20 protein-coding genes and 4 tRNA genes are annotated in these 24905 nt (G+C 63.1%); 21 read left to right on the forward strand and 3 right to left on the reverse strand.

Features of this window, described 5'->3' with window-relative positions:
• Nucleotide 1 precedes the first annotated feature (1 nt).
• The 21 genes from leuC (at nucleotide 2) to V6093_RS25425 (ending at nucleotide 20594) form a co-directional block, all read left to right on the forward strand.
• Nucleotides 2-1435 carry a 3-isopropylmalate dehydratase large subunit gene (gene leuC / locus V6093_RS25325; RefSeq protein WP_003247191.1) on the forward strand — a complete coding sequence of 478 codons (1434 nt, stop codon included), beginning with the start codon at nucleotides 2-4 and terminating at the stop codon, nucleotides 1433-1435.
• Nucleotides 1432-2076: a 3-isopropylmalate dehydratase small subunit gene (leuD, locus tag V6093_RS25330; protein ID WP_003247192.1), complete on the forward strand. Its 645-nt coding sequence runs from the start codon at nucleotides 1432-1434 to the stop codon at nucleotides 2074-2076. The genes leuC and leuD overlap by 4 nt, the downstream gene beginning before the upstream one ends.
• Before the next feature lie 116 nt (nucleotides 2077-2192).
• Nucleotides 2193-2957: a class I SAM-dependent methyltransferase gene (locus V6093_RS25335; protein WP_003247193.1), complete on the forward strand. Its 765-nt coding sequence runs from the start codon at nucleotides 2193-2195 to the stop codon at nucleotides 2955-2957.
• Between the two features lie 54 nt (nucleotides 2958-3011).
• Complete coding sequence (gene leuB / locus V6093_RS25340) at nucleotides 3012-4094, forward strand: 3-isopropylmalate dehydrogenase (protein ID WP_003247194.1); 1083 nt, start codon at nucleotides 3012-3014, stop codon at nucleotides 4092-4094.
• A 63-nt stretch (nucleotides 4095-4157) separates the two neighbouring features.
• Nucleotides 4158-5270 carry an aspartate-semialdehyde dehydrogenase gene (gene asd / locus V6093_RS25345; RefSeq protein ID WP_003247195.1) on the forward strand — a complete coding sequence of 371 codons (1113 nt, stop codon included), beginning with the start codon at nucleotides 4158-4160 and terminating at the stop codon, nucleotides 5268-5270.
• Between the two features lie 638 nt (nucleotides 5271-5908).
• A complete protein-coding gene (locus V6093_RS25350) occupies nucleotides 5909-6913 on the forward strand; it encodes an aspartate-semialdehyde dehydrogenase (protein ID WP_004574881.1) in 1005 nt (334 codons plus the stop codon).
• A gap of 71 nt (nucleotides 6914-6984) precedes the next feature.
• The gene (locus tag V6093_RS25355) at nucleotides 6985-9708 is read left to right on the forward strand and encodes a FimV/HubP family polar landmark protein (protein ID WP_179052309.1); all 2724 of its coding nucleotides are present in this window, start codon (nucleotides 6985-6987) and stop codon (nucleotides 9706-9708) included.
• Between the two features lie 137 nt (nucleotides 9709-9845).
• Nucleotides 9846-10706: a tRNA pseudouridine(38-40) synthase TruA gene (gene truA / locus V6093_RS25360; protein WP_014754042.1), complete on the forward strand. Its 861-nt coding sequence runs from the start codon at nucleotides 9846-9848 to the stop codon at nucleotides 10704-10706.
• A 61-nt stretch (nucleotides 10707-10767) separates the two neighbouring features.
• Entirely contained in the window at nucleotides 10768-11388 is a 621-nt protein-coding gene (locus tag V6093_RS25365) for a phosphoribosylanthranilate isomerase (RefSeq protein WP_014859296.1), read from the forward strand.
• A 220-nt stretch (nucleotides 11389-11608) separates the two neighbouring features.
• The gene (gene accD / locus V6093_RS25370) at nucleotides 11609-12502 is read left to right on the forward strand and encodes an acetyl-CoA carboxylase, carboxyltransferase subunit beta (RefSeq protein WP_003247202.1); all 894 of its coding nucleotides are present in this window, start codon (nucleotides 11609-11611) and stop codon (nucleotides 12500-12502) included.
• Nucleotides 12502-13809, forward strand: a complete 1308-nt coding sequence (gene folC, locus V6093_RS25375; protein WP_265978495.1) for a bifunctional tetrahydrofolate synthase/dihydrofolate synthase — start codon at nucleotides 12502-12504, stop codon at nucleotides 13807-13809. Before accD ends, folC begins: the two co-directional genes overlap by 1 nt.
• Nucleotides 13793-14437 carry an SPOR domain-containing protein gene (locus tag V6093_RS25380; RefSeq protein ID WP_003247204.1) on the forward strand — a complete coding sequence of 215 codons (645 nt, stop codon included), beginning with the start codon at nucleotides 13793-13795 and terminating at the stop codon, nucleotides 14435-14437. Before folC ends, V6093_RS25380 begins: the two co-directional genes overlap by 17 nt.
• A gap of 197 nt (nucleotides 14438-14634) precedes the next feature.
• Entirely contained in the window at nucleotides 14635-15192 is a 558-nt protein-coding gene (locus tag V6093_RS25385) for a CvpA family protein (protein ID WP_047604527.1), read from the forward strand.
• A gap of 42 nt (nucleotides 15193-15234) precedes the next feature.
• Nucleotides 15235-16740: an amidophosphoribosyltransferase gene (gene purF, locus V6093_RS25390; protein WP_004574897.1), complete on the forward strand. Its 1506-nt coding sequence runs from the start codon at nucleotides 15235-15237 to the stop codon at nucleotides 16738-16740.
• Nucleotides 16741-16756: 16 nt separating this feature from the next.
• Nucleotides 16757-17968, forward strand: coding sequence for an O-succinylhomoserine sulfhydrylase (locus V6093_RS25395; RefSeq protein WP_003247208.1), 1212 nt, complete (start codon nucleotides 16757-16759; stop codon nucleotides 17966-17968).
• Nucleotides 17965-18738 (forward strand): SDR family oxidoreductase, encoded by a 774-nt coding sequence (locus V6093_RS25400; protein ID WP_047604528.1) that lies wholly within the window; start codon nucleotides 17965-17967, stop codon nucleotides 18736-18738. The genes V6093_RS25395 and V6093_RS25400 overlap by 4 nt, the downstream gene beginning before the upstream one ends.
• A 219-nt stretch (nucleotides 18739-18957) precedes the next feature.
• A tRNA-Val gene (locus tag V6093_RS25405) sits at nucleotides 18958-19033 on the forward strand.
• Between the two features lie 65 nt (nucleotides 19034-19098).
• Nucleotides 19099-19175: transfer RNA gene (locus V6093_RS25410), tRNA-Asp, on the forward strand.
• Between the two features lie 99 nt (nucleotides 19176-19274).
• A tRNA-Asp gene (locus V6093_RS25415) sits at nucleotides 19275-19351 on the forward strand.
• Nucleotides 19352-19492: 141 nt separating this feature from the next.
• A tRNA-Asp gene (locus V6093_RS25420) sits at nucleotides 19493-19569 on the forward strand.
• Between the two features lie 200 nt (nucleotides 19570-19769).
• A complete protein-coding gene (locus V6093_RS25425) occupies nucleotides 19770-20594 on the forward strand; it encodes a DUF2242 domain-containing protein (RefSeq protein ID WP_047604529.1) in 825 nt (274 codons plus the stop codon).
• A 290-nt stretch (nucleotides 20595-20884) separates the two neighbouring features.
• On the opposite strand, the gene V6093_RS25430 is transcribed toward V6093_RS25425, so the two are convergent.
• From V6093_RS25430 to V6093_RS25440, 3 genes are all read right to left on the reverse strand, one after another.
• Complete coding sequence (locus tag V6093_RS25430) at nucleotides 20885-21925, reverse strand: AraC family transcriptional regulator (protein WP_173880892.1); 1041 nt, start codon at nucleotides 21923-21925, stop codon at nucleotides 20885-20887.
• Between the two features lie 4 nt (nucleotides 21926-21929).
• Nucleotides 21930-23048, reverse strand: coding sequence for a nitrilase-related carbon-nitrogen hydrolase (locus V6093_RS25435; RefSeq protein WP_265980445.1), 1119 nt, complete (start codon nucleotides 23046-23048; stop codon nucleotides 21930-21932).
• Between the two features lie 189 nt (nucleotides 23049-23237).
• A complete protein-coding gene (locus tag V6093_RS25440; RefSeq protein WP_003247214.1) occupies nucleotides 23238-24881 on the reverse strand; it encodes a TULIP family P47-like protein in 1644 nt (547 codons plus the stop codon).
• Nucleotides 24882-24905 lie beyond the last annotated feature (24 nt).

Raw genomic sequence — 24905 nt, forward strand, 5'->3', positions numbered from 1 at the left:
GATGGCTGGCAAAACGCTCTACGACAAACTCTGGGAAGCCCATGAGGTCAAGCGCCGTGATGACGGCTCGTCCTTGATCTACATCGACCGCCACATCATCCACGAAGTGACGTCGCCCCAGGCCTTCGAAGGCCTGCGCCTGGCCAATCGCAAACCGTGGCGTATCGACGCCAACATCGCCACGCCGGACCACAACGTACCGACCACGCCAGAGCGCAAGGGCGGTATCGAGGCGATCGTCGACCAGGTTTCGCGCCTGCAAGTACAGACCCTCGACGAGAACTGTGACGAATACGGCATCGTCGAATTCAAGATGAATGACGAGCGCCAGGGCATCGTCCACGTCATCAGCCCGGAGCAGGGCGCCACCTTGCCGGGCATGACCGTGGTCTGCGGTGACTCGCACACCTCCACCCACGGCGCTTTCGGTGCCCTGGCCCACGGCATCGGCACCTCCGAGGTCGAGCACGTGCTCGCCACCCAGTGCCTGGTCGCCAAGAAGATGAAGAACATGCTGGTGCGCGTGGAAGGCCAATTGCCGGCCGGCGTCACCGCCAAGGACATCGTCCTGGCCGTGATCGGCAAGATCGGCACTGCCGGTGGCAACGGTCACGCCATGGAATTCGCTGGCAGTGCCATTCGCGAATTGTCGATGGAAGGCCGCATGACCATCTGCAACATGTCCATCGAAGCCGGTGCCCGTGTGGGCTTGGTGGCGACCGATGCCACTACCGTTGCCTACGTCGAAGGGCGCCCGTACGCGCCGAAGGGCGAGCAGTGGAAGCAAGCGGTTGAATCGTGGAAAGACCTGGTGTCGGACGACGATGCCGTATTCGACACCGTGGTCGAGCTGGATGCCAGCCAGATCAAGCCACAGGTCAGCTGGGGCACTTCGCCCGAGATGGTTCTGGCCGTCGACCAGCGCGTACCGGATCCGGCGGCCGAAGCCGACCTGGTCAAGCGTGGTTCGATCGAGCGTGCCTTGAAGTACATGGGGCTGACCGCCAACCAGGCGATCACCGACATCAAGTTGGACCGTGTGTTCATCGGCTCGTGCACCAACTCGCGAATCGAGGACCTGCGCGCTGCGGCGGAAATCGCCAAGGGTCGCAAGGTGGCCGCCAGCGTCAAGCAAGCCATCGTCGTGCCAGGTTCGGGCCTGGTCAAGGCCCAGGCCGAGCGTGAAGGCCTGGACAAGATCTTCCTCGAAGCCGGTTTCGAATGGCGTGAACCAGGCTGCTCGATGTGCCTGGCGATGAACCCGGACCGCCTGGAAAGCGGCGAGCATTGCGCGTCCACCTCCAACCGCAACTTCGAAGGCCGTCAGGGCGCCGGTGGCCGTACCCACCTGGTCAGTCCGGCCATGGCCGCCGCTGCCGCGGTAGCCGGCCACTTCATCGATGTCCGCGAGTTGATCCAAGGGAGCGCAGCATGAAAGCCTTTACCCAGCACACTGGCCTCGTCGCACCGTTGGACCGTGCCAACGTCGACACCGACCAGATCATCCCAAAGCAGTTCTTGAAATCGATCAAGCGCACCGGCTTTGGCCCGAACCTGTTCGACGAGTGGCGTTACCTGGACGTGGGGCAGCCCTACCAGGACAACAGCAAGCGCCCGGTCAACGAGGAGTTCGTGCTCAACCACGCGCGCTACCAGGGCGCCAGCGTGTTGCTGGCGCGGGAGAACTTTGGTTGCGGCTCCAGCCGTGAACATGCCCCTTGGGCGCTGGACGAGTACGGCTTCCGCAGCATCATTGCGCCAAGCTTTGCCGACATTTTCTTCAACAACAGCTTCAAGAACGGCTTGCTGCCGATCATTCTCAGCGATGAGGAAGTCGACGAGCTGTTCAAGCAGGTCGAAGCCAACCCGGGCTACCAGCTGACCATCGACCTGCAGGCGCAGGCGGTGACCCGCCCGGATGGCAAGGTGCTGCACTTCGAAATCGATGCGTTCCGCAAGCACTGCCTGCTCAACGGTCTGGACGATATCGGCCTGACCCTGCAGGACAGCGACGCGATCAAGGCCTTCGAGGCCAAGCACCGCGCCAGCCAGCCTTGGCTGTTCCGTGATGCCTGAAGTTCGTAGGTGACTGGACGGGCCTCTTCGCGGGCAGAGGGTTACGCGGTCGTTGTAGGCGCGGGTTTACCCGCGAAGAGGCCGGCACAGGCAACAAAAATCTAAAGGAACGAGACATGACCAGCACCCAGCACATCGATGTGGTCCAACGCCAGTTCGGCGAGCAGGCCAGCGCCTACCTCAGCAGCGCCGTGCACGCCCAAGGCAGTGAATTCGCCCTGCTGCAGGCTGAGCTGGCAGGGCAGGCCCATGCCCGTGTGCTGGACCTGGGCTGCGGTGCCGGTCATGTCAGCTTCCACGTCGCCCCGCTGGTTGCCGAAGTGGTCGCCTACGACCTCTCGCAGTCCATGCTCGACGTGGTCGCCAGCGCCGCCGCCGAACGTGGCCTGGCCAATATCACGACCGAGCGCGGCGCTGCCGAACGCCTGCCGTTCGCCGATGCGTCGTTCGAGTTCGTCTTCAGCCGTTATTCGGCCCACCACTGGAGCGACCTGGGCCTGGCCCTGCGCGAGGTGCGCCGGGTGCTCAAGCCCGGTGGTGTGGCGGCGTTCATCGACGTGATGTCGCCGGGCAGCCCGCTGCTCGACACTTACCTGCAAACGGTCGAAGTGCTGCGCGACACCAGCCATGTGCGCGACTACTCCGCCGCCGAGTGGCAACGCCAGGTCAGCGAAGCCGGCCTGCACGTGCGCAGCCACACCCGCCAACCGTTGCGCCTGGAGTGGAGCACCTGGGTTGAGCGCATGCGCACCCCCGAGCCGATGCGCGTGGCCATCCGCCAGTTGCAGCAAGCCATGGGCGAAGAAGTACGGCAGTATTACCAGATCGAGGCCGACGGCTCGTTCAGCACCGATGTGCTGGTGTTGTGGGCCGAGCGTTAAGCACTTTTCGGTGGGGCCCGCTTGGCCGCACCGCGTGAATGGATAGAGGAAAGCATGAGCAAGCAGATTCTGATTCTCCCAGGTGACGGTATCGGCCCGGAAATCATGGCCGAAGCGGTCAAGGTACTGGAGCTGGCCAACGACAAGTTCCAGCTCGGCTTCAGCCTTGCGCACGACGTGATTGGCGGTGCCGCCATCGACAAGCACGGTGTGCCGCTGGCCGACGAAACCCTGGAGCGTGCGCGCAAGGCCGATGCGGTGCTGCTGGGGGCTGTGGGCGGGCCGAAGTGGGACAAGATCGAGCGAGACATTCGCCCAGAGCGCGGCCTGCTGAAGATCCGTTCGCAACTGGGCCTGTTCGCCAACCTGCGCCCAGCCATCCTTTACCCGCAACTGGCCGATGCCTCGTCGCTGAAGCCGGAAATCGTGTCGGGCCTGGACATCCTCATCGTCCGTGAGCTGACCGGCGGCATCTACTTCGGTGCCCCGCGTGGTCAGCGCGAGCTGGAAGGTGGCGAACGCCAGGCCTACGACACCCTGCCGTACAGCGAAAGCGAAGTGCGCCGCATTGCCCGTGTCGGTTTCGACATGGCCCGTGTGCGCGGCAAGAAGCTGTGCTCGGTGGACAAGGCCAACGTTCTGGCCTCCAGCCAGCTGTGGCGTGAAGTGGTCGAAGACGTGGCCAAGGACTACCCGGACGTGGAGCTGAGCCACATGTACGTCGACAACGCTGCCATGCAGCTGGTGCGTGCACCCAAACAGTTCGACGTGATGGTGACCGACAACATGTTCGGTGACATTCTGTCGGATGAAGCTTCCATGTTGACCGGTTCCATCGGCATGCTGCCTTCGGCGTCTCTGGATGCCGACAACAAAGGCATGTACGAGCCTTGCCACGGCTCGGCACCGGACATCGCGGGCCTTGGTATCGCCAACCCACTGGCGACCATTCTGTCGGTGTCGATGATGTTGCGTTACAGCTTCAATCAGTCGGCTGCCGCCGAGGCGATCGAGAAGGCCGTGAGCCTGGTTCTGGACCAGGGGCTGCGTACCGGCGACATCTTCTCGGAAGGCTGCCGCAAAGTTGGTACGCAGGAAATGGGCGACGCAGTAGTCGCAGCGCTGCGGAATCTGTAATCTCTCTGGCCCGCCCCCCAAAATTCCCGGTGGCGGCCCACTTTTAGCAAAGGTGTAGTTGCGATGAAACGTGTAGGTCTGATCGGTTGGCGCGGTATGGTCGGTTCCGTGCTCATGCAGCGGATGCTGGAGGAGCAGGATTTCGACCTTATCGAGCCGGTGTTCTTCACTACCTCCAATGTTGGTGGCCAGGGTCCGAACGTGGGCAAGGATACAGCGCCCCTCAAGGACGCTTATTCGATTGAAGAACTCAAGACCCTCGACGTGATCCTGACCTGCCAGGGCGGCGACTACACCAACGAGGTCTTCCCCAAGCTGCGTGAAGCCGGCTGGCAGGGTTACTGGATCGACGCCGCTTCGTCCCTGCGCATGCAGGATGACGCGGTGATCATCCTTGACCCAGTCAACCGCAAGGTCATCGACCAGCAGCTGGACGCCGGTACCAAGAACTACATCGGTGGCAACTGCACCGTCAGCCTGATGCTGATGGGCCTGGGTGGCCTGTTCGAGGCCGGTCTGGTCGAGTGGATGAGCGCCATGACCTACCAGGCGGCTTCGGGTGCCGGTGCGCAGAACATGCGCGAGCTGATCAAGCAGATGGGTGCTACCCACGCGGCAGTGGCCGATGACCTGGCCAACCCGGCCAGCGCCATTCTCGATATCGACCGCAAGGTTGCCGAGACCATGCGCAGCGAAGCGTTCCCGACCGAGAACTTCGGCGTGCCGCTGGCGGGCAGCCTGATCCCGTGGATCGACAAGGAACTGCCGAACGGTCAGAGCCGCGAAGAGTGGAAGGCCCAGGCCGAAACCAACAAGATCCTCGGTCGCTTCAAGAGCCCGATCCCGGTCGACGGCATCTGCGTGCGCATTGGCGCCATGCGCTGCCACAGCCAGGCGCTGACCATCAAGCTGAACAAGGACGTGCCGATCGCCGACATCGAAGGCATGATCAGCCAGCACAACCCTTGGGTGAAGCTGGTGCCGAACCAGCGTGAAATCAGCATGCAGGAGCTGACCCCGACCAAGGTCACCGGCACCCTGAACATCCCGGTTGGTCGCCTGCGCAAGCTGAACATGGGTTCGCAGTACCTGGGCGCGTTCACTGTAGGTGACCAGCTGCTGTGGGGCGCCGCCGAACCGCTGCGCCGCATGTTGCGGATTCTGCTGGAGCGTTGATCGTTCAGGCTTTACCTGAAAAATACCGCACTGGTGACAGTGCGGTATTTTTTTATGCCTGAAAGTATGCATTTGGCTCGCGGGCCTAATCGCCGGATAAGTCATGCCGCTGTTTAATGGCGAAATGTCTGCTCTGACAGTGCCCTTGCCCTTGCCCTTGCCCTTGCCCTTGCCCTTGCTCTTGCCGTTGCCGTTGCCGTTGCCGTTGCCGTTGCTTCTAAGTGCGCGGTAGTTCAGGCGACGCAGATTGCGACTTCAGGAGGCCGAGCGCAGGGCTTGCGAAGGGAGGTGACGGGCATGGATGCCCGTCAAGCGCTGGGCCCCAGGATGGGGCCTGCAGCGCGGTCCTCCCGGGAGCAAGCCCGGAGCGAGGGAACCCCGGAGCGTAGCGTAGGGGCCGGATGATGGGAGCCGACGGCTTTGGTTACTTTGGCCACGACCAAAGTAACCCGCCGGAAGGGCGGAAAGGTGACGATGCGCCACCTGCGCGAATGAATACCTACTCGGTGTGAGTGCGCACATCCAAGAAGCAAGACGCAATCGAGCAACAGCAACAGCAGCGCCGGGTGGGCACAGACAAAACCCTACAATCCGAGTAAAGTGCCGCCCCCGCCGTTTACAGCAAAAGGATCCCTTCCATGACACACCCTTTGGATATCGCCGTCGTCGGCGCCACCGGCAGCGTCGGTGAAGCCTTGGTGCAGATCCTCGAGGAACTGGCATTCCCGGTTGCCACCCTGCACCTGCTGGCCAGCATGGAATCGGCGGGCAGCAGCGTGATGTTCGCTGGCAAGAAACTGAAGGTGCGCGAAGTCGACAGCTTCGACTTCGCCCAGGTCAAGCTGGCCTTCTTCGCCACCGGCGCCGCCGTCAGCCGCAGCTTTGCCAGCAAGGCGCTGCAGGCGGGCTGCACAGTCATCGACCTGTCCGGCGGCCTGGACGACGCCTTGGCCCTGGTGCCGGAAGCCAACGCCGAACGCCTGGCCAGCCTGTCGTTGCCAGCGCGCATTGTCAGCCCATGCTCGGCCGCAGTAGCCCTGGCCGTCGCGCTGGCGCCGCTCAAAGGCCTGCTGGACATCGAGCGGGTGCAAGTGATGGCCGCGTTGGCGGTGTCTGCGCAAGGCCGTGAAGCGGTCAGCGAGCTGGCCCGGCAAACCGCCGAACTGCTCAATGCCCGCCCGCTGGAGCCGCGCTTCTTCGACCGCCAGGTGGCATTCAACCTGCTGGCCCAGGTCGGTGCTGCCGACGAGCAGGGCCATACCGCGCTGGAGCGCCGCCTGGTCAGCGAACTGCGCGTGCTGCTGGGCCTGCCTGACCTGAAGATTTCCGTGAGCTGTGTTCAAGTCCCGGTGTTTTTCGGCGATAGCTTCAGTGTGGCCGTGCAAAGCCGTCGCCCGGTAGACCTGGCAGCGGTCAACCAGGCCCTGGAGGCAGCCGACAGCATCGAGCGGGTGGAAAACGATGATTATCCGACCCCGGTAGGTGACGCAGTGGGCCAAGACGTGGTCTATGTTGGACGTGTACGTCACGGTGTTGATGAAGATCAGCAACTCAACCTCTGGCTAACCACTGACAACGTGCGCAAAGGCGCCGCGCTCAATGCCGTGCAAGTGGCGCAATTGTTGATTAAACACATGCCGTAAAAGATACTGGCGAGCACTTTTGTCCTGCTCCGAATGCAGGTTTCGGGACGATTCATACAAGGGAAGAGGTCATGCTTCGAATTCGCAAACTGGTTCTGGCCATGGCTGCAGCATCCGCGCTGTCGTCTGGCATGGCGAATGCGCTGGGCCTGGGGGAGCTGACCCTGAAGTCGGCACAGAATCAGCCGCTGGACGCCGAGATCGAATTGCTCGACGTGCGCGACCTCAAAGCCGCCGAGGTGGCGCCGAGCCTGGCGCCACCGGAAGAGTTCAGCAAGGCCGGGGTGGCGTTTCCGACCTACCTCGAAGACCTGACCTTCACACCGGTAATCAACCCCAACGGCAAAAGTGTGCTGCGCGTGACGTCCAGTCAGCCGCTGCCAGGTCCGGTGGTCAAGTTCCTGGTGCAGGTGATGTGGCCGCAGGGCCGTCTGCTGCGTGACTATAGTGTGCTGCTCGACCAGGCCAAGGCGCAGGGCGACAAGCCGGCGGCAGGCAATGTCACACCGGCCATGACCGGTGCCAGCAACTACACCACCCAGCGTCGCGACACCTTGTGGCAGATTGCCGCGCGTAACGCCCAGGGAGGGTCGATCCAGCAGACCATGATCGCGATCCAGGCATTGAACCCGGACGCCTTCATCGGCAACAACATCAACCAGCTGAAGGTTGGCCAGGTACTGCGCCTGCCCGACCAGCAGCAGATCCAGAGCATCGCCCAGGGCGAAGCGAACCGCGAGGTGGCCGAGCAGTATGCGGCCTGGCGTGAAGGCCGTCGCCTGGGGCCGCGTGCCCGCCAGCTGGATGCCACCCGCCGTGGCGCCGCCGAAGCTGCGCCGTCGCGTATCGCCCAGGGCGACAACCTGCGCCTGGTCAGCCCGGGCAAGCAGGCCGGTGCAGGCCAGGCCAAGGCGTTGAATGACGAGCTGGCCATGGCCCAGGAAAGCCTGGACACCAGCCGTCGCGACAACGAAGAACTGAAAAGCCGCATGGCCGACCTGCAGAGCCAGCTGGACAAGCTGCAGCGCCTGATCGAGCTGAAGAACAACCAGTTGGCACGCCTGGAAGGCCAGGGCGCAGCCGCGTCGGCTGCCGCTATCCCGGAGCAGCCCGTGGTCAATCCGGCACCTGCTGCTGCCGATACCGCACCCAAGCCTGTGCCGGACGCCCAGCCAGCATCCGCCAGCCAGCCGAAGGGTACGCTCGATTCGGTCCTGGGCAACCCGTGGCTTTTGGGGGTGATTGCCGGTTCCAGCATTCTGGTGCTGGCACTGCTGCTGTGGCTGCTGGCGCGCAAGCGCAAAGCCCAGCAAGAAGCCGAGAAGCACCTGCGCATGGCGCGGGCGCTGGAAGAAGAGCAGGGCGCAGGTTTCGACAGCGATACCGAGAGCTTCGACGGCGTCGAAGCCCGGGAGCCTGGCGTAACCCTGTCGCCGGCGGTGGTTGCCGCTTCGGCTGCAGCTGCCGTCGCTGCGGAAAAAGTGGCAGAACCGGTCGCCGAGGCAGAACCCGAGCCTGAGCCGCAAGCAGACCCGCACGCCGCGCTGCTGGCGCAAGTTGACCAATGCCTGGCCGAAGGCCGCCTTAATCGTGCTGCCGAGCTGTTGGAGCCCGCCGTGGCCGCCGCGCCGGAGCGTGACGACCTGCGCCTGAAGCTGATGGACGTGTACGCCCGTCAGGGTGACCAGAGCGCGTTCGCTGAACAGGAGCGTCAGTTGCCGGCCAGCGAGCAGAACGTTGCTGAAGTCGCCAGCCTGAAAGAGCGTTACCCCGCCATGCTCGGCCTGGCTGCTGCCGGCCTGGGTGCGGCGGCGCTGGCTGCCGAAATGGATGAGCAGTACGTGCAAGAGCTGCTGCACGATGAGCCCGAAGCGCCGGTGGTTGCCGATGTGGTGCCTGACGAGTTGTCTGGGTTCGAGCCGCACGTGGAGGCTGAGCCAGAGGCTGTCGCGCAAGCAGAGCCTGACGCTGAGCTGGACGCCTTCGATGAAGTGCCAACGCTCGATGCAACGGACCTGGCCGAGCAGGATCTGGACAGCGCCTTCGACCTGAGCCTGGGTGAAGACCTGGCCGATCAAGACCCGCTGGCCGCGTCCGTGCTGGACGAGCCGATCGCACAGGGGGGCGTACCCGACGAGCTGGTAATCGCTGAGCCTGTGCTGGATGAGCCCGTACAGGAAGAAGCTCAGCCAGAAGAACAGCCCTTTGCCGTGGATGCCGAGCTGCAAGCCGACGCTGATTTCGAGGCCATGCTGGCTCAGGCCGAGCCTCAGCCTGCCGTGGACCTGTCTGATTTCGACCTCGACGTCAGTGAGCCGGTTGCCCCGGCTGCCCCGGAGGCGCTGGAGCAAGATCCGCTGGATGTCGCGTCCGAACTGGCTGCCTTCGACAGCGAGCCGGAGTTTGACCCGGTCTCCGAGTTCGACCTGCCATCGGACTTCGACTTGTCCCTGTCGCTGGAAGACGATTCGCCGGCCGCCAAGAGCTTTGCCTCGGAGCTCAATGACGTCAACGCCGAGTTGGACAAGCTGTCGCAGAGCCTCGAAACGCCATCGCTGGAGCCGCACTTCACCAGCGAAGACGCGGTGGCGCAGCCAGAGCCCGAGCCTTTGGACGACCTGGACTTCGACTTCTTCTCCGGCAGTGACGAAGTCGCCACCAAGCTCGACCTGGCCCGTGCCTATATCGACATGGGTGACAGCCAGGGCGCGCGTGACATCCTCGACGAAGTGGTCAAGGATGGCGACGACAGCCAGCGTCAGGAAGCCGAGGACATGCTCTCCCGGCTGGTCTGATGCAAGCAGGTCAGGCCTCTTGGCGGGCTGACCGCGCCCGCGAAGAGGCCCGCACATGCAGTGCGCAACCACCGGCAGCCCTACGAGGCTGCCGTTGTCGTTATAATCCCCGCCATTCCGTACACCCCACAGGTTTCATGCTCTTGGACATCATCGACACCGCTACCGCCGAATCCGCGGCCGAAGGCTACTCCCGCATCGCCCTGGGCGTGGAATACAAAGGCGCGCGCTACCGCGGCTGGCAACGTCAGGCCAGCGGCGTGCCGAGTGTCCAGCAAGCCCTGGAGCAAGCGCTGTCCAAGGTCGCCAACGAGCCGATTTCGGTGGTCTGCGCCGGGCGTACCGACGCCGGCGTTCACGGCTGCGGGCAGGTCGTGCACTTCGATACCCGTGCCGTGCGTGACGAGCGCGCCTGGACCATGGGCACCAACTTCAACCTGCCGCACGACATCAGTGTGGTCTGGTCGCGGCCAATGCCGGCCGACTTTCATGCCCGCTTCAAGGCCTGCGCCCGGCGCTACCGCTACGTCATCTACAACGACCCGATTCGCCCGGCGCACCTGGCCGAAGAAGTGACCTGGAACCACCGTCCGCTGGACGTCGATCGCATGGCCGAGGCGGCGCAGTACCTGCTCGGTACCCACGACTTCAGCGCCTTCCGTGCCAGCCAGTGTCAGGCCAAGTCACCGATCAAGCACATCTACCACCTGCGTGTTACCCGCCATGGCCAGATGATCGTGCTGGACGTGCGTGCCACCGCCTTCCTGCACCACATGGTGCGTAATATTGCCGGTGTGCTGATGGCCATCGGCGCCGGCGAGCGTCCGGTTGCCTGGGCGCGCGAGGTGCTGGAAGGGCGCAACCGCCGTGAAGGTGGGGTAACGGCCCACCCATACGGGCTATACCTGGTGCAGGTGGAGTACCCCGAAGCGTTTGCGTTGCCCAAGCGTTACATCGGCCCACACTTTTTGAGTGGTTACGAGGCGTTGGCAGACTGACGAGCGAAAAGCCATTTGCTAACATCCGCCCTTTCGCCGCAACAATCAGGGTTCTTGTTCCATGAGCAATGTTCGCAGCAAGATCTGCGGGATTACCCGCATCGAAGACGCACTGGCCGCTGCCGAAGCGGGGGCCGATGCCATCGGCTTCGTCTTCTATGCCAAGAGCCCGCGGGCGGTGGACGTGCGCCAGGCGCGGGCGATCATTGCCGAGCTGCCGCCGTTCGTGACCACGGTCGGGCTGTTCGTCAATGCCTCGCGCTGTGAGCTGAACGAGATCCTCGAAGTGGTTCCGCTGGACCTGCTACAGTTTCACGGCGATGAAACCCCGCAGGACTGTGAAGGCTACCACCGCCCTTGGATCAAGGCCCTGCGTGTGCGCCCTGGCGATGACCTGGAGGCGGCCTGTCAGCTTTACGCGGGGGCCCGCGGCATTTTGCTGGACACCTATGTGCCAGGCGTACCAGGGGGAACCGGCGAGGCGTTCGACTGGTCATTGGTACCGGCGCGTCTTGGCAAGCCGATCATTCTCGCGGGTGGGCTGTCGGCCGATAACGTTGGCCAGGCCATTGCCCGGGTAAAGCCTTATGCGGTGGATGTCAGTGGCGGCGTCGAACAGGCCAAGGGCATCAAGGACGCGGCGAAGATCGAGGCCTTCATGCGTGCGGTGAAACAGGCTTGATGGCAGATGTGACGGCTGGCTGCGCGCCATCGTCCATAGCTTTCGCAGCCCTGCGGGCCGCTGCCAGCACCTGTGGTGGCAAACAACACATTAGCGGTGGAGTGGCGCGCTGGAAACCCCGGCGGCCGGTCCACCATCGTTTCATAAAAGATTTTGAGCTCAAGGGCAGGGTAGGGTCGGTGACGCCGTCCCCCGCCTGCCAATACTGGAGAAAGAAAGCATGAGCAACTGGTTAGTCGACAAACTGATCCCTTCGATCATGCGTTCCGAGGTGAAAAAGAGCTCGGTGCCTGAGGGCCTGTGGCACAAGTGCCCGTCCTGCGAGGCCGTGCTGTATCGTCCGGAGCTGGAAAAGACCCTGGATGTCTGCCCCAAGTGCAATCACCACATGCGCATCGGCGCACGTGCGCGCATCGACATCTTCCTTGACGCCGAAGGCCGGGCGGAACTGGGCGCTGACCTGGAACCGGTCGACCGCCTGAAGTTCCGTGATGGCAAGAAGTACAAGGACCGCCTGACCGGCGCGCAGAAGCAGACTGGCGAAAAGGACGCGCTGATCTCCATGAGCGGCACCCTGATGGGCATGCCGATCGTGGTTAGCGCCTTCGAGTTCTCGTTCATGGGCGGCTCCATGGGTGCCATCGTCGGCGAGCGCTTCGTCCGCGCGGCCAACTATGCCCTGGAAAACCGCTGCCCAATGGTTTGCTTCTCCGCTTCGGGCGGTGCGCGCATGCAGGAAGCGCTGATCTCGCTGATGCAGATGGCCAAGACCTCTGCCGTACTGGCGCGCCTGCGCGAAGAAGGCATCCCGTTCATCTCGGTCCTGACCGACCCGGTGTATGGCGGTGTTTCCGCCAGCCTGGCGATGCTCGGCGACGTCATCGTCGGTGAGCCGAAGGCCCTGATCGGTTTCGCCGGCCCACGCGTGATCGAGCAGACCGTACGCGAGAAGCTGCCTGAAGGCTTCCAGCGCAGCGAGTTCCTGCTGGAGCACGGTGCCATCGACCTGATCATCTCCCGTGGCGAATTGCGCCCGCGTCTGGCCCGCCTGCTGGCGCAGATGACCGGTCAGCAAACGCCGGAAGAAGCGCGTGAGGCGGCTGCCGTCGCGTGATGAAACAACGATCCCTGGGCGAATGGCTCGCCTACCTCGAGCAGTTGCACCCCTCGGCCATCGACATGGGCCTGGAGCGGTCGCAGAAGGTGCTTGCCCGCTTGGCGCTGGGCAAGCTGGCGCCGCGCGTGGTGACGGTAACCGGCACCAACGGCAAGGGTTCGACCTGCGCCTTTGTGGCGTCGTTGCTGCGTGCCCAGGGGCTCAAGGTCGGTGTGTACAGTTCGCCGCACCTGCTACGTTACAACGAGCGGGTGGTGATCGATGGCCAAGAGGCCAGCGATGAGCACCTGTGCGAAGCCTTCGCCGCCGTCGAGGCGGCGCGGGGCGATATTTCCCTGACCTACTTCGAGATGGGGACGTTGGCCGCGTTCTGGTTGTTCTACCAGTCGCAGCTCGATGCGGTGGTGCTGGAGGTGGGCCTGGGTGGCCGCCTGGATACCGTCAACGTGGTGGATGCTGACTTCGCCCTGGTGACCAGCATCGGTGTCGACCATGTTGATTACCTGGGTGATACCCGCGAGCTGGTGGCCTTCGAGAAGGCTGGCATCTTCCGCCCGGGCAAACTGGCCCTGTGCGGTGATCTGGATCCGCCAGGGCCATTGCTGGACAAGGCCGCCGAACTGGCCGCGCCACTGTTCCTGCGCGGTCGGGAATTCGACCTGGCCAGCGCCGAAGGCTGCTGGAGCTGGCGTGGTACTGCCGCCGATGGTGCGCAGGTCGAGCTGCGTGACCTGCCTTTGCTAGACCTGCCCATGGAAAACGCCACGCTGGCCTTGCAGGCTTACCTGCTGATGGGGCTGCCGTGGGACGCGGCGCAAGTTCGCCAGGCATTGCTGGATACCCGTATCACTGGGCGTCTCGACCTCCGTCTGTTGAACTGGCAGGGTAAGCCGGTAGCGTTGCTGCTGGATGTCGGGCATAACCCGCATGCGGCGCAGTACCTGGCCAGGCGCCTGGCGGCCCGGCCGCTCAAGGGGCGCCGCCTCGCGGTGTTTGGCCTGCTCGCCGACAAGGATCTGGAGGGCGTTATCGCGCCGCTGCAGGGCCTCATCGACGACTGGGCGGTGGCGCCGCTGGATACCCCGCGCAGTCGCCCGGCTGCCGAACTGGCCACGTCCTTGGCGAACCTCGGTGCCACGGTGAAGTCTTATGCCAGCGTCGACGCCGCCCTTGAAGGGCAATGTGCGCAGGCGACGGCGGATGATCAGATCCTGCTGTTCGGTTCGTTTTTCTGTGTCGCCCAGGCGCTGGAATGGCTGGAGCGGCACGCCCAGGAGGGTGGAATAGATGGCTGTGCTGGATAAAGGGATGAAACAGCGCATGGTGGGTGCGCTGGTGCTGGTGGCGCTGGCGGTTATCTTCCTGCCGATGCTGTTTACCCGCGAGGACGAGATGCGCCAGGTGCACGTCGAAGCCCCGCAGGCACCGGCCATGCCCAGCCTACCGGAAGTGAAGGTGGAGCCGGTTGCCGTGCCGGAGCCACAGGTTATTGCGCAGGAGGCGCAGCCGGCGCCGGTGGTGATCGACGAGGCCACTGCGCCGGCGAGTACGCCCAGCCAGCCAATCACCCCGTCGCCGCAGACCCAGGCGCAGGTTCAGCCGCCCAAGCCGCAGGCGCCCGCGCCCAAGGTGGAGGCCAAGGCTGCTGCAACACCAGCGCCTGCCGCGCCATCGAAGATCGACGCCAATGGCCTGCCCGTCAGTTGGTCGATCCAGCTGGCCAGCCTGTCCAACCGCGCCGGTGCCGAAAAGCTGCAGCAAACCCTGCGTAGCCAGGGTTACAACGCCTATATCCGTACGGCGGGGGGCATGAACCGCGTGTACGTGGGGCCGTTGATCGAGCGCGCCGAAGCCGAGCGCGTGCGTGACGCCATCAACCGTCAGAACAGCCTCAAGGGCTTTGTGGTGCGCTTCCAGCCTGAGCGCAGCTGATTCCCCGGGGCGGCCATGCCGCCCATTCGCGGGTGAGCCCGTTCCTGCAGGTACTGCGCCGCTGCAAGGCTCAGCCAGAACCAGTTGGGGGCGGGTTTGCCTGCCAATGGCCCAACACCAATCCAGCTGACATTCCGCTTACTCCCGGCCCGCCGCTCTGGTAAAATGCGCCGCCTCAAACGTCTGCAGGCAGCACCGTGGCATTTACCTTGGTTGATTGGGCGATCATTGCGATCATCGCCGTCTCCACACTGATCAGTCTCAAGCGCGGCTTCGTCAAGGAGGCCTTGTCCTTGCTCATCTGGATCATTGCCGGTGCGGTTGCCTGGATGTTCGGCGGTTCGCTCTCGGTGTATCTTGAGAGCTATATCCAGACGCCATCGATGCGCGTCATCGCTGGCTGCGCCATTCTTTTCGTCGCCACCTTGCTGGTGGGGGCCATGGTCAACTTCCTTGTCGGTGAGCTGATCCGCGTGACCGGGCTGTCCGGCACCGATCGTTTCCTGGGCATGGCCTTCGGTGCTGCGCGCGGGGCATTGCTGGTAGTGGTGGCCATAGGCCTGATCAGCCTGGGGCCGGTTCAACAAGACAACTGGTGGCAGGAATCACGCCTGATACCACAATTTCTCTTGGTCGCCGACTGGTCGAAAAACCTGATTCTGGGTTTCACCGGCCAATGGACGCCCAGTGGGCTGATCAGCACTCCGGCTGATCTTCCGTTCAAGGAACAGTTGCTCGGGCCGTCCAAGCCCTGAGCGCTATTCACTCAAGTTTCATCAAAGTAGGGGTTGCGTCGCATGTGTGGCATCGTCGGTATCGTCGGTAAGTCGAACGTCAATCAGGCGCTGTATGACGCGCTTACGGTCCTCCAGCACCGCGGCCAGGACGCTGCCGGTATCGTGACCAGCCATGACGGCCGGTTGTTCCTGCGCAAGGATAATGGCCTGGTGCGCGACGTGTTCCAGCAGCGCCACATGCAGCGCCTGGTAGGCAACATCGGCATCGGCCACGTGCGCTACCCCACTGCGGGCAGCTCGACCTCGGCCGAGGCCCAGCCGTTCTACGTCAACTCGCCTTACGGCATCACCCTGGCTCACAACGGCAACCTGACCAATGTCGAGCAGTTGGCCAAGGAGATCTACGAGTCCGATCTGCGCCACGTCAACACCAACTCCGACTCGGAAGTGCTGCTGAACGTGTTCGCCCACGAACTGGCAGTGCGCGGCAAGTTGCAGCCGACCGAAGAAGACGTGTTCGCTGCGGTCTCCCATGTGCACAGCCGCTGCGTTGGCGGTTACGCCGTGGTGGCCATGATCACCGGCTACGGCATCGTCGGTTTCCGCGACCCCCATGGCATTCGCCCGGTGGTGTTCGGTCAGCGTCACACCGACGAAGGTGTGGAGTACATGATCGCGTCGGAAAGCGTCGCCCTGGACGTGCTCGGCTTCACCCTGATCCGCGACCTGGCACCGGGCGAAGCGGTGTACATCACCGAAGAAGGCCAGTTGTTCACCAAGCAATGCGCCGAAGCGCCGAAGCTGCAGCCGTGCATCTTCGAGCACGTCTACCTGGCGCGCCCGGACTCGATCATCGATGGGGTCTCGGTGTACAAGGCGCGTCTGCGCATGGGTGAAAAGCTGGCCGACAAGATCATGCGCGAGCGCCCCGATCATGATATCGACGTGGTCATCCCGATCCCGGATACCAGTCGCACTGCCGCGCTGGAACTGGCCAACCGGCTGGGCGTCAAGTTCCGCGAAGGTTTCGTCAAGAACCGTTACATCGGCCGTACCTTCATCATGCCCGGCCAGGCCGCGCGCAAGAAGTCGGTGCGTCAGAAGCTCAACGCCATCGAGCTGGAGTTCCGCGGCAAGAATGTGATGCTGGTGGACGACTCGATCGTGCGCGGCACCACCTGCAAGCAGATCATCCAGATGGCCCGCGAAGCCGGCGCCAAGAATGTCTACTTCTGCTCCGCGGCCCCTGCAGTACGCTACCCCAACGTCTACGGCATCGACATGCCGAGTGTTCACGAACTGATCGCCCACAACCGCACCACCGAACAGGTGGGTGAGTTGATTGGCGCCGATTGGCTGGTCTATCAGGACCTGCCAGACCTGATCGATTCGGTCGGCGGCGGCAAGATCAAGATCGAGCAGTTCGATTGCGCGGTGTTCAACGGCGAATACGTCACTGGCGATATCGACGAAGCCTACCTCGACCGCATCGAGCAGGCCCGTAATGACCTGGCCAAGGTCAAGAACCAGGCCGTCAGCGCGATCATCGACCTTTACAACAACTGATTTTGGGAGCGACGGCATGACGGATCAATGGGATGCCGGGCGACTGGACAGTGACCTCGAGGGTGTCGGTTTCGACACCCTGGCGGTTCGCGCTGGTCAAAACCGTACCCCGGAAGGCGAGCACAGCGAAGCGCTGTTCCTGACCTCCAGCTATGTGTTCCGCACGGCAGCCGATGCTGCTGCGCGCTTTGCCGGCGAAACGCCGGGCAACGTCTATTCGCGCTACACCAACCCATCGGTGCGTGCCTTCGAGGAGCGCCTGGCGGCCATGGAAGGTGCCGAGCAGGCCGTGGGTACGTCCACCGGCATGGCGGCGATCCTGGCCGTGGTCATGTCGCTGTGCAGTGCCGGTGACCATGTGCTGGTGTCGCAGAGCGTATTCGGCTCCACCATCAGCCTGTTCGAGAAGTACTTCAAGCGCTTTGGCCTACAGGTGGACTACGTGCCACTGGTCGACCTCACCGGCTGGGAAAAGGCCATCAAGGCCAACACCAAGCTGCTGATCGTCGAATCGCCTTCCAACCCGCTGGCCGAGTTGGTCGATATCACTGCGCTCAGCGAAATCGCCCATGCTCAGGGTGCCATGCTGGTGGTGGACAACTGTTTCAGTACCCCGGCGTTGCAGCAGCCGCTGAAGCTGGGTGCCGACATTGTGTTCCACTCGGCCACCAAGTTCATCGATGGCCAGGGCCGCTGCATGGGCGGTGTGGTTGCCGGCCGTACCGAGCAAATGAAAGAGGTGGTGGGTTTCCTGCGAACCGCAGGTCCAACCCTCAGCCCGTTCAACGCCTGGATCTTCACCAAGGGCCTGGAAACGCTGCGCCTGCGTATGCGTGCACACTGCGAGAGCGCTCAGGCCCTGGCCGAATGGCTGGAGCAGCAGGACGGCGTGGAAAAGGTGCATTACGCCGGCCTGCCCAGCCACCCGCAGCACGAACTGGCCAAGCGCCAGATGAGCGGTTTTGGTGCAGTGGTCAGCTTCGAGGTCAAGGGTGGCAAAGAGGGCGCGTGGCGTTTCATCGACGCTACCCGAGTGATTTCCATCACTACCAACCTGGGTGACAGCAAAACCACCATCGCTCATCCGGCGACCACCTCACACGGTCGCCTGTCGCCGCAGGAGCGTGAAGCGGCGGGTATCCGCGACAGCCTGATCCGCGTTGCCGTGGGCCTGGAAGACGTGGCCGACCTGCAGGCTGACCTGGCGCGCGGGCTGGCGGCATTGTGATCGAAATCAGCGGCAGCACCCCGGGCCACAATGGTCGGGTAGCCTTGGTCACGGGCGCGGCCCGCGGCATCGGTCTTGGCATTGCCGCATGGCTGATCTGCGAAGGCTGGCAAGTGGTGCTGAGTGATCTGGACCGCCAGCGTGGTACCAAAGTGGCCAAGGCGTTGGGCGACAACGCCTGGTTCATCACCATGGACGTTGCCGACGAGGCCCAGGTCAGTGCCGGCGTGTCCGAAGTGCTCGGGCAGTTCGGCCGGCTGGACGCGCTGGTGTGCAATGCGGCCATTGCCAACCCGCACAACCAGACGCTGGAAAGCCTGAGCCTGACCCAATGGAACCGGGTGCTGGCGGTCAACCTCAGCGGCCCCATGCTGCTGGCCAAGCATTGTGCGCCGTACCTGCGTGCGCACAATGGGGCGATCGTCAACCTGACCTCTACCCGTGCTCGGCAGTCCGAACCCGACACCGAGGCTTACGCGGCAAGCAAGGGCGGCCTGGTGGCTTTGACCCATGCCCTGGCCATGAGCCTGGGCCCGGAGATTCGCGTCAATGCGGTGAGCCCGGGCTGGATCGATGCCCGTGATCCGTCGCAGCGCCGTGCCGAGCCGTTAAGCGAAGCTGACCATGCCCAGCACCCAACGGGCAGGGTAGGGACTGTGGAAGATGTCGCGGCCATGGTTGCCTGGTTGCTGTCACGCCAGGCGGCATTTGTCACCGGCCAGGAGTTTGTGGTCGATGGCGGCATGACCCGCAAGATGATCTATAGCTGAGCACCTTGTTTAAACCGCGCCGGCCTCTTCGCGGGTAAACCCGCTCCTACGCTCGGACATTAACCGTCGTAGGAGCGGGTTTACCCGCGAAGAGGCCGGCACAGGCAATAACCTCACGTTGTCTTTTTGAAAAAAATTCAATGGGGCTATTGACTTAGCTTCGCCACCTGCGTAAATTTCGCGGCCTCAGCGAAGCAAACGCAACAAGCAACATCGCAAGGGTGATTAGCTCAGCCGGGAGAGCATCTGCCTTACAAGCAGAGGGTCGGCGGTTCGATCCCGTCATCACCCACCACTTCCTGAGATGTTCCTGGAGCATCGGATTCGCAAGAAGCCGATAGCCAGAGAGGAACGCACTGCGCAGCGGTAGTTCAGTCGGTTAGAATACCGGCCTGTCACGCCGGGGGTCGCGGGTTCGAGTCCCGTCCGCTGCGCCATTTTTCAGTAACAGATGGGTGCCTGGCACCGGTCTGAAGCCACAAGGCACACGCCTTGGGCTGATCCCAGTTTCAATCGGGCGCAAGCCTGAACGATACGCAGCGGTAGTTCAGTCGGTTAGAATACCGGCCTGTCACGCCGGGGGTCGCGGGTTCGAGTCCCGTCCGCTGCGCCATCTTCGTTTCAAGGTCCCTAGAACACCTTGAAGCAAACACAAGAGAAGCGATCGTGTTATCGCTTTTTTTGTGCCTGCCCTGAGGCGATCGCGCCGGAAGGGTAGACCCAGGTTTCAATCGGGCGCAAGCCTGAATGATACGCAGCGGTAGTTCAGTCGGTTAGAATACCGGCCTGTCACGCCGGGGGTCGCGGGTTCGAGTCCCGTCCGCTGCGCCATCTTCGCTTCAAGGCCCCATGAACGCCTTGAAGCAACGTTAAAGCGACCTTCGGGTCGCTTTTTTCGTTGGTGCGCCTGGCAAGTGCCTGCCTTTACCCAGATTTACACCAACCTGACAGATTCTTCACCGACCAGCGGTTCCTGTGCCTGCCTGCTGTGTTGCACAATAGGCACTTTCCCGACATACCCGGAATTCGCAATGACCAGATCTTCCGTCTTTGGTGCGCTCGGGCTGGCCCTGGTGCTGGCGGGCGTGACCGGTTGTTCCTCGAAAAAAGCGGCCGTCTACGAGCACGAGAACTTCGATGACTCGGGTACCTTCTCGCGCAGCTTTCCGGTGAGCGATGCTGGCTCTTGCGAGGCCGCCCGGCGTGCTTTGCTTAGCCAGGGATACATCATCACCAGCAGCGGCGCCAACCAGGTGGTGGGTAACAAGAGCTTTCAGCAAAACAGCGAGAACCACCTGCAGATCAGCTTCAATGTCACCTGTGCGCCGGACGTGAGCGACGATCAGCGCTCGACCATGTTCGCCAACGCCCTCCAGGACCGCTATGCGCTGAAAAAGTCCAACACCTCCGCCAGCCTGGGCGTGGGGGTGCTGGGTTCGGTGTCGATGCCGATCGGCTCCAGTGACGACTCGATGGTCAAGGTGGCCAGTGAGACGGTGACCGCGGCGCAGTTCTATGACCGCTATTTCGCCTTGGTGGAGAGCTACCTGCCCAAGCCGAAAAAAGTGAGCAAGGCCAAGGTCGAAGAGCCAGCGCCGAAGGTTGAAAAACCGGCGGCTGACCTTGGGCTTCCGGAGCAAGCGGCGGCAAACCCGGTGGCGCCGGCCCCGGCAGCTGCACCGTTGGTTGAGGCGACGCCTGCACCTGCGGGGGTAGCCCCGGCCAGCGAGGCGGCAGCGGCGCCGGTGGTGGATGACAGCCAGGGTTCGCAGCCTGTGGCCCCGCCGGCGGAAGCTGCACCCATTCAGGTGCAGCAGGATGCCCAGCCGGTCGAAGCCGCCGCCCCCTCCCTTTGATGGGTCGCCTGAACCGGCCTTTTCGCCGGCAGCCCGCGAAAGGGACGGTTCAGGCTGTAAACATCCTCTGTTACAGACGCCCCGCGATAACTTCCTGAACACCTGCTACGTTTACCACTCATAAGCTTGTCATCATCCCTTCATCCCACCTGCTTAGGCTGAAGGCGATACCTACAAAGGCAAAATGAGCAAAGAGGACGCAGGGCAATGGATGAATACCAGGAAGAACTACTCGAAACCCAGGCTTACGAACTGGACACCCCGGAACCGGCCGACGACGCCACCGAACTCTAGCCCGGCTGCCGCTGGCTGCGGCGGAACTCCCCCGGCGTGAGGCCCGTCCAGCGCTTGAATGCGCGCTGGAAGGCCTCGGCCGAAGCAAACCCCAACAGATAGGCAATCTCGCCAAAGGCCAGCGCCGTGTCACGGATGTAGGTCTCGGCCAGGTCGCGCCGTGTTTCGTTGAGCAGGTCGCGAAAACGCGTGCCTTCCTCGGCGAGCTTGCGGCGCAAGGTCCAGGTTGGCAGTTGCAGGTGCAGCGCCACTTCTTCCAGGTCCGGTTCACGGCCGCCATTGAGCAGCGGGCCCAGCAGGTGGGTGATGCGCTCACCCAGGCTGCGCACCCGCGTGCGCTGCAGCAGCTCTGCCTCGCACAGTTGCAGCAGGTGCTGCCAGGTACTTGGGCAATGCCTGGGGTTGGCCAGTTGCAAGGTGGCGCGGCTCAGACGCAGCTGATTGCCGTCGGCGGCGAACTGCACAGGCGTGCTGCAGAGCGGTTGATAGCGCGCGGCATAGGAGGGCGCGGCAAACTCGATGTCCAGGCGTTCGGCCTGCACCGGGGTGCCGGCAAGGTCGGTCAACTGGGCCAGCCAGCCGGCCAGCAGTGAGTCGACCACAAAGCGGTTGTAGTCGTTATACGGGCTGATGGAGTAGAAGCGCAGCCAGGCGCCCTGGGCATCTTCCACAAAGCAGGAATGGCCACGGTAGTTGGCCGCGTAAAGCGGCTCGAAGCGCAGCAGGGTGCGCGCCGCCTCACCCAAGGTGGGGGCCTGGGCCGCGGTGACCCCGGCCAGGCCAGCATGCGCCAGGCGGCTCAGGCGCCCCATACGCAGGCCTAGAGCAGCCTCGCCGCTCATTTCGATTGCCGCGTGGCCCAGATGCATGTAGCGGGGGATGGACAGGCGTGCGCCGGCTTCGCCCAGGCGCGTCGCGTCCAGGCCGTAGCGGCGCAGCAATGGTTCAGGGTCGTGGCCCAGCTCGCGCAGGGCTTCGCTCAAAGGCTGGACAAAACCCACCGACAGTTCGCCCAGGCGCACGCGGGGGCGGGCCATGGGCTTACAGCCACACATTCAGCAGGCGGGCACCTGGGCTGGGAGGGGCGGCAAGCAACGCTCCCGACTGGCGGGCAAAGCCCTGGCCATCGCTGCGCTGTTCCCAGAACTGCCCGCGCATGAACACGCTCATACTGCTGATGTCGGTTCCGGCCACTTCGGTCAGGCGTTGCCAAGCCGCCTGTTCACTGACTTCGCCGCGCTGCAAGGCCAGCCCGGCGCTGGCATCCTGGTGGCGATTTCCCCGCCAGGGTGCTTGCCAGCTGCCCTTGCCACTGAGAAACGCTGGGTTGGCGATCAGTTGTACGGCTTGTTCAGTCAGTTGCTGGTGGTTTTCCGGGTACCAGCTGTCACTGCCCACCAGTATCCCCAGGCGCCCGGCCGGGGTCTGCACGACCTGCAGCGGGTGCTGGCGGCCGTCGTGGACGTAGCGGCGCATTTCACTGTCGGGATATTGCTGGCGCTGGGGCTGCCCCAGTAGCGAGCCGTCACCGGCAAACACCACACTGCTGTTGAACAGCGGGCCACGGCCGGTATGCAGTACGCCTTGTTTCACATAAGGTTCGGGCAGCACGATCGAACCGGCCACCAAGGTGACGCCAAATTCCTTGGCCAGGCCGCCGAACAGCTGCTGGTAGTCTGCGGCCATCTGCTCGGCCTTCATGCGCAAGTGCGCATCGGCGCGCCAGTCGTCGCCGTCAGCGCCAAGAACCGCGAGGCCATAGCGCAGCGGGTTGCTCAGTTCCAGCCATTGTTGGGCTTCGCGGCTCTGGGTAACTTGATACAGCTCGCTCTTCTCTCCGCGCGCCCACAGCCAGGTACCGATGTGTTCCGGCAGCACGACCACCGTGCGCGGGTTCACCAGGCCTTGGGCGCGGGCTTGCTCCAGATAGGCTGCGAGCTTGCGGTGCAGGCGTTGCAAGTTCTGATAGTCGCCCGGGTACAGCAGTGGTTCGACACCGAGCAGGTTGCCGTGCTCGCCCGGGACGCCATGGTTAAGCGCCAGTTCGATGCGCAGGTCGGACAGGTAGTGGCCTTCCGGGCGCTGTTGGGTCCAGAAGCCATAGCCGCAGAGGGCGGCGATCATCACCAGCGCCAGGGCGCTTGCCAGGAGTTTTCGCATCAAGCGTGGGTATTCGCTAAAAGTGGAGTGGCCATACGGAACGATGAAGCCGCAACCTCGCGCCTTGTGATCGGTTTGAGCAGCGCACTGCATGGATCCATGCACAATCGACTTTTGATCATACCAAAGGAATGGCGATGGGCGTGCAAGGAACCCCGGGCGTTGAGGCCCGGGGTTGTGTTGGCAGGGTCAGGCGGCCAGCGTCGCCAGGGCGAGACGTTTGTCCTGGATGCAGAATTTCTCGAGCAACTTCAGCGAGCCACCGAATATCAGCGCGCCGGAGTAGGTGATGTCGGTCAGGACAAAGGCATCCGGTTCACTGAATGGCCATTTGACCTGGTTCGCCGCCACCTTGACCATGGGCGCTATGGACGGAATGTTGTTGGTTACACCACCCGCCACCACGCGCTCGATGATCACGTGGATGACGATACTGACAATGGCCACCACCAACGCTGCGATGATGCCGACGATCAACGCCATCACCTTGCCGCCCACACCACCCGCCACGGCGGTGGCCACGGCGGCAATCGCGCCTAGAATGGCTTCGGTGACGACCACCCAGGTGGCGATGTCTGTCGTGTTTTGGACATCCGGGTCTCCGACCATGGCATATACCATCACCTGTTCGCCCTTGTCGTTGACGCCCAGTTGCAGCGTCTGCTTGGTGACGATACGGGTATAGGCCACGATACCCGGTGAGATATCGGTGCGTACCTTGCATTCGGTGCGGATATAGGACTCGTCGAAGTTGATATCGAACTTTTCGGCCACGGGATGATAGGTGATGGCCCCAAACTTGACGCTGTCGAGCTTCAGGTCGTTGGCAGTGATGGATGTGCCCGCTGAATCCAGGGTGAAGTTGGCCGCGGTGGTACCCTCGAAGATGAACGGCAATGCCGCCAGCAACTGGTACTTGACGAAGATCTCCCGGCTGATGAGGAAGTTGGCATTGTTGTCCGCAGCCAGCATCACGGCAGGCAACTGGTTCGGCAAACCCGTGGAGTCACGCTCGTTGGTCATGGCCAGCACCCCGAAGATGCTGCTTTCCTCAGTGTTCTTGTCGGTATAGGCATAGCTCATGGAGGTGGCGCGCAGCCATTTGAATTCCTCGCTTTCCTTGCCCATGTTGTTGATCAGTACGGTACTGAACAGGGTGTCGAACTTCTTCAGGTTCTCGGGCTGGTTCAGCCAGTCTTCGAGTACGCCGCGCATCACGCTCTGGTCAATGCCGCTCAAGACGTTGTTCGGGTCCCTCAGGGCAATCACCGCAGCGATCGGGTCATCCGGGTCCGTTGCCTGGGTGTTGACTTGCAGTTCATACGTGCCGTCTGAAGCCGATACTGGATTGGGCGCCGGGAAGTAGCTGAGCTTGACGTAGACATCCGCAGACATTCCCTGGACCTGGTAGGTTTTGCCATTCAGGCCTTTGTATGTCCCCGAGCCGAAGGGGATGCGTACCTTGACGTTGCGTCCGTCGCCGCCGGTGGTAATCGACCAGGCGTCGAAGTCGGCCTTGAGCGAGAAGCTATCGACCCCGGCGTCTATGCTGGCGGGGTAGGTTTTTTCCAGGGCAATGCGCTGGTTGAGCGCAGAGACCCGGCAGATGCTCACGGTATCCCAGCCATTGGTCGTGACCGTACTGGCCAGTGTTCCGGCATTGGTCAGTAGCTGCGCGGCGCGCAAGGTGTCTTCGGAACTGTGTACAAACGCCGCGTTGCGGTACAGGGGCGATTCGCGCAGGGTCTGGCGCGCGGTTTCATTGAGGTGATCGAGGCGCAGCGAGATGGGTTGGGCAAACCCGGACAGCATGACCTTGCTTTCATTGCTCATGATACGGCTCCTTGTGTTGGTGGG

This window comes from Pseudomonas putida group bacterium ESBL64 (genome assembly GCF_045277175.1).
Taxonomy (GTDB): domain Bacteria; phylum Pseudomonadota; class Gammaproteobacteria; order Pseudomonadales; family Pseudomonadaceae; genus Aquipseudomonas; species Aquipseudomonas alloputida.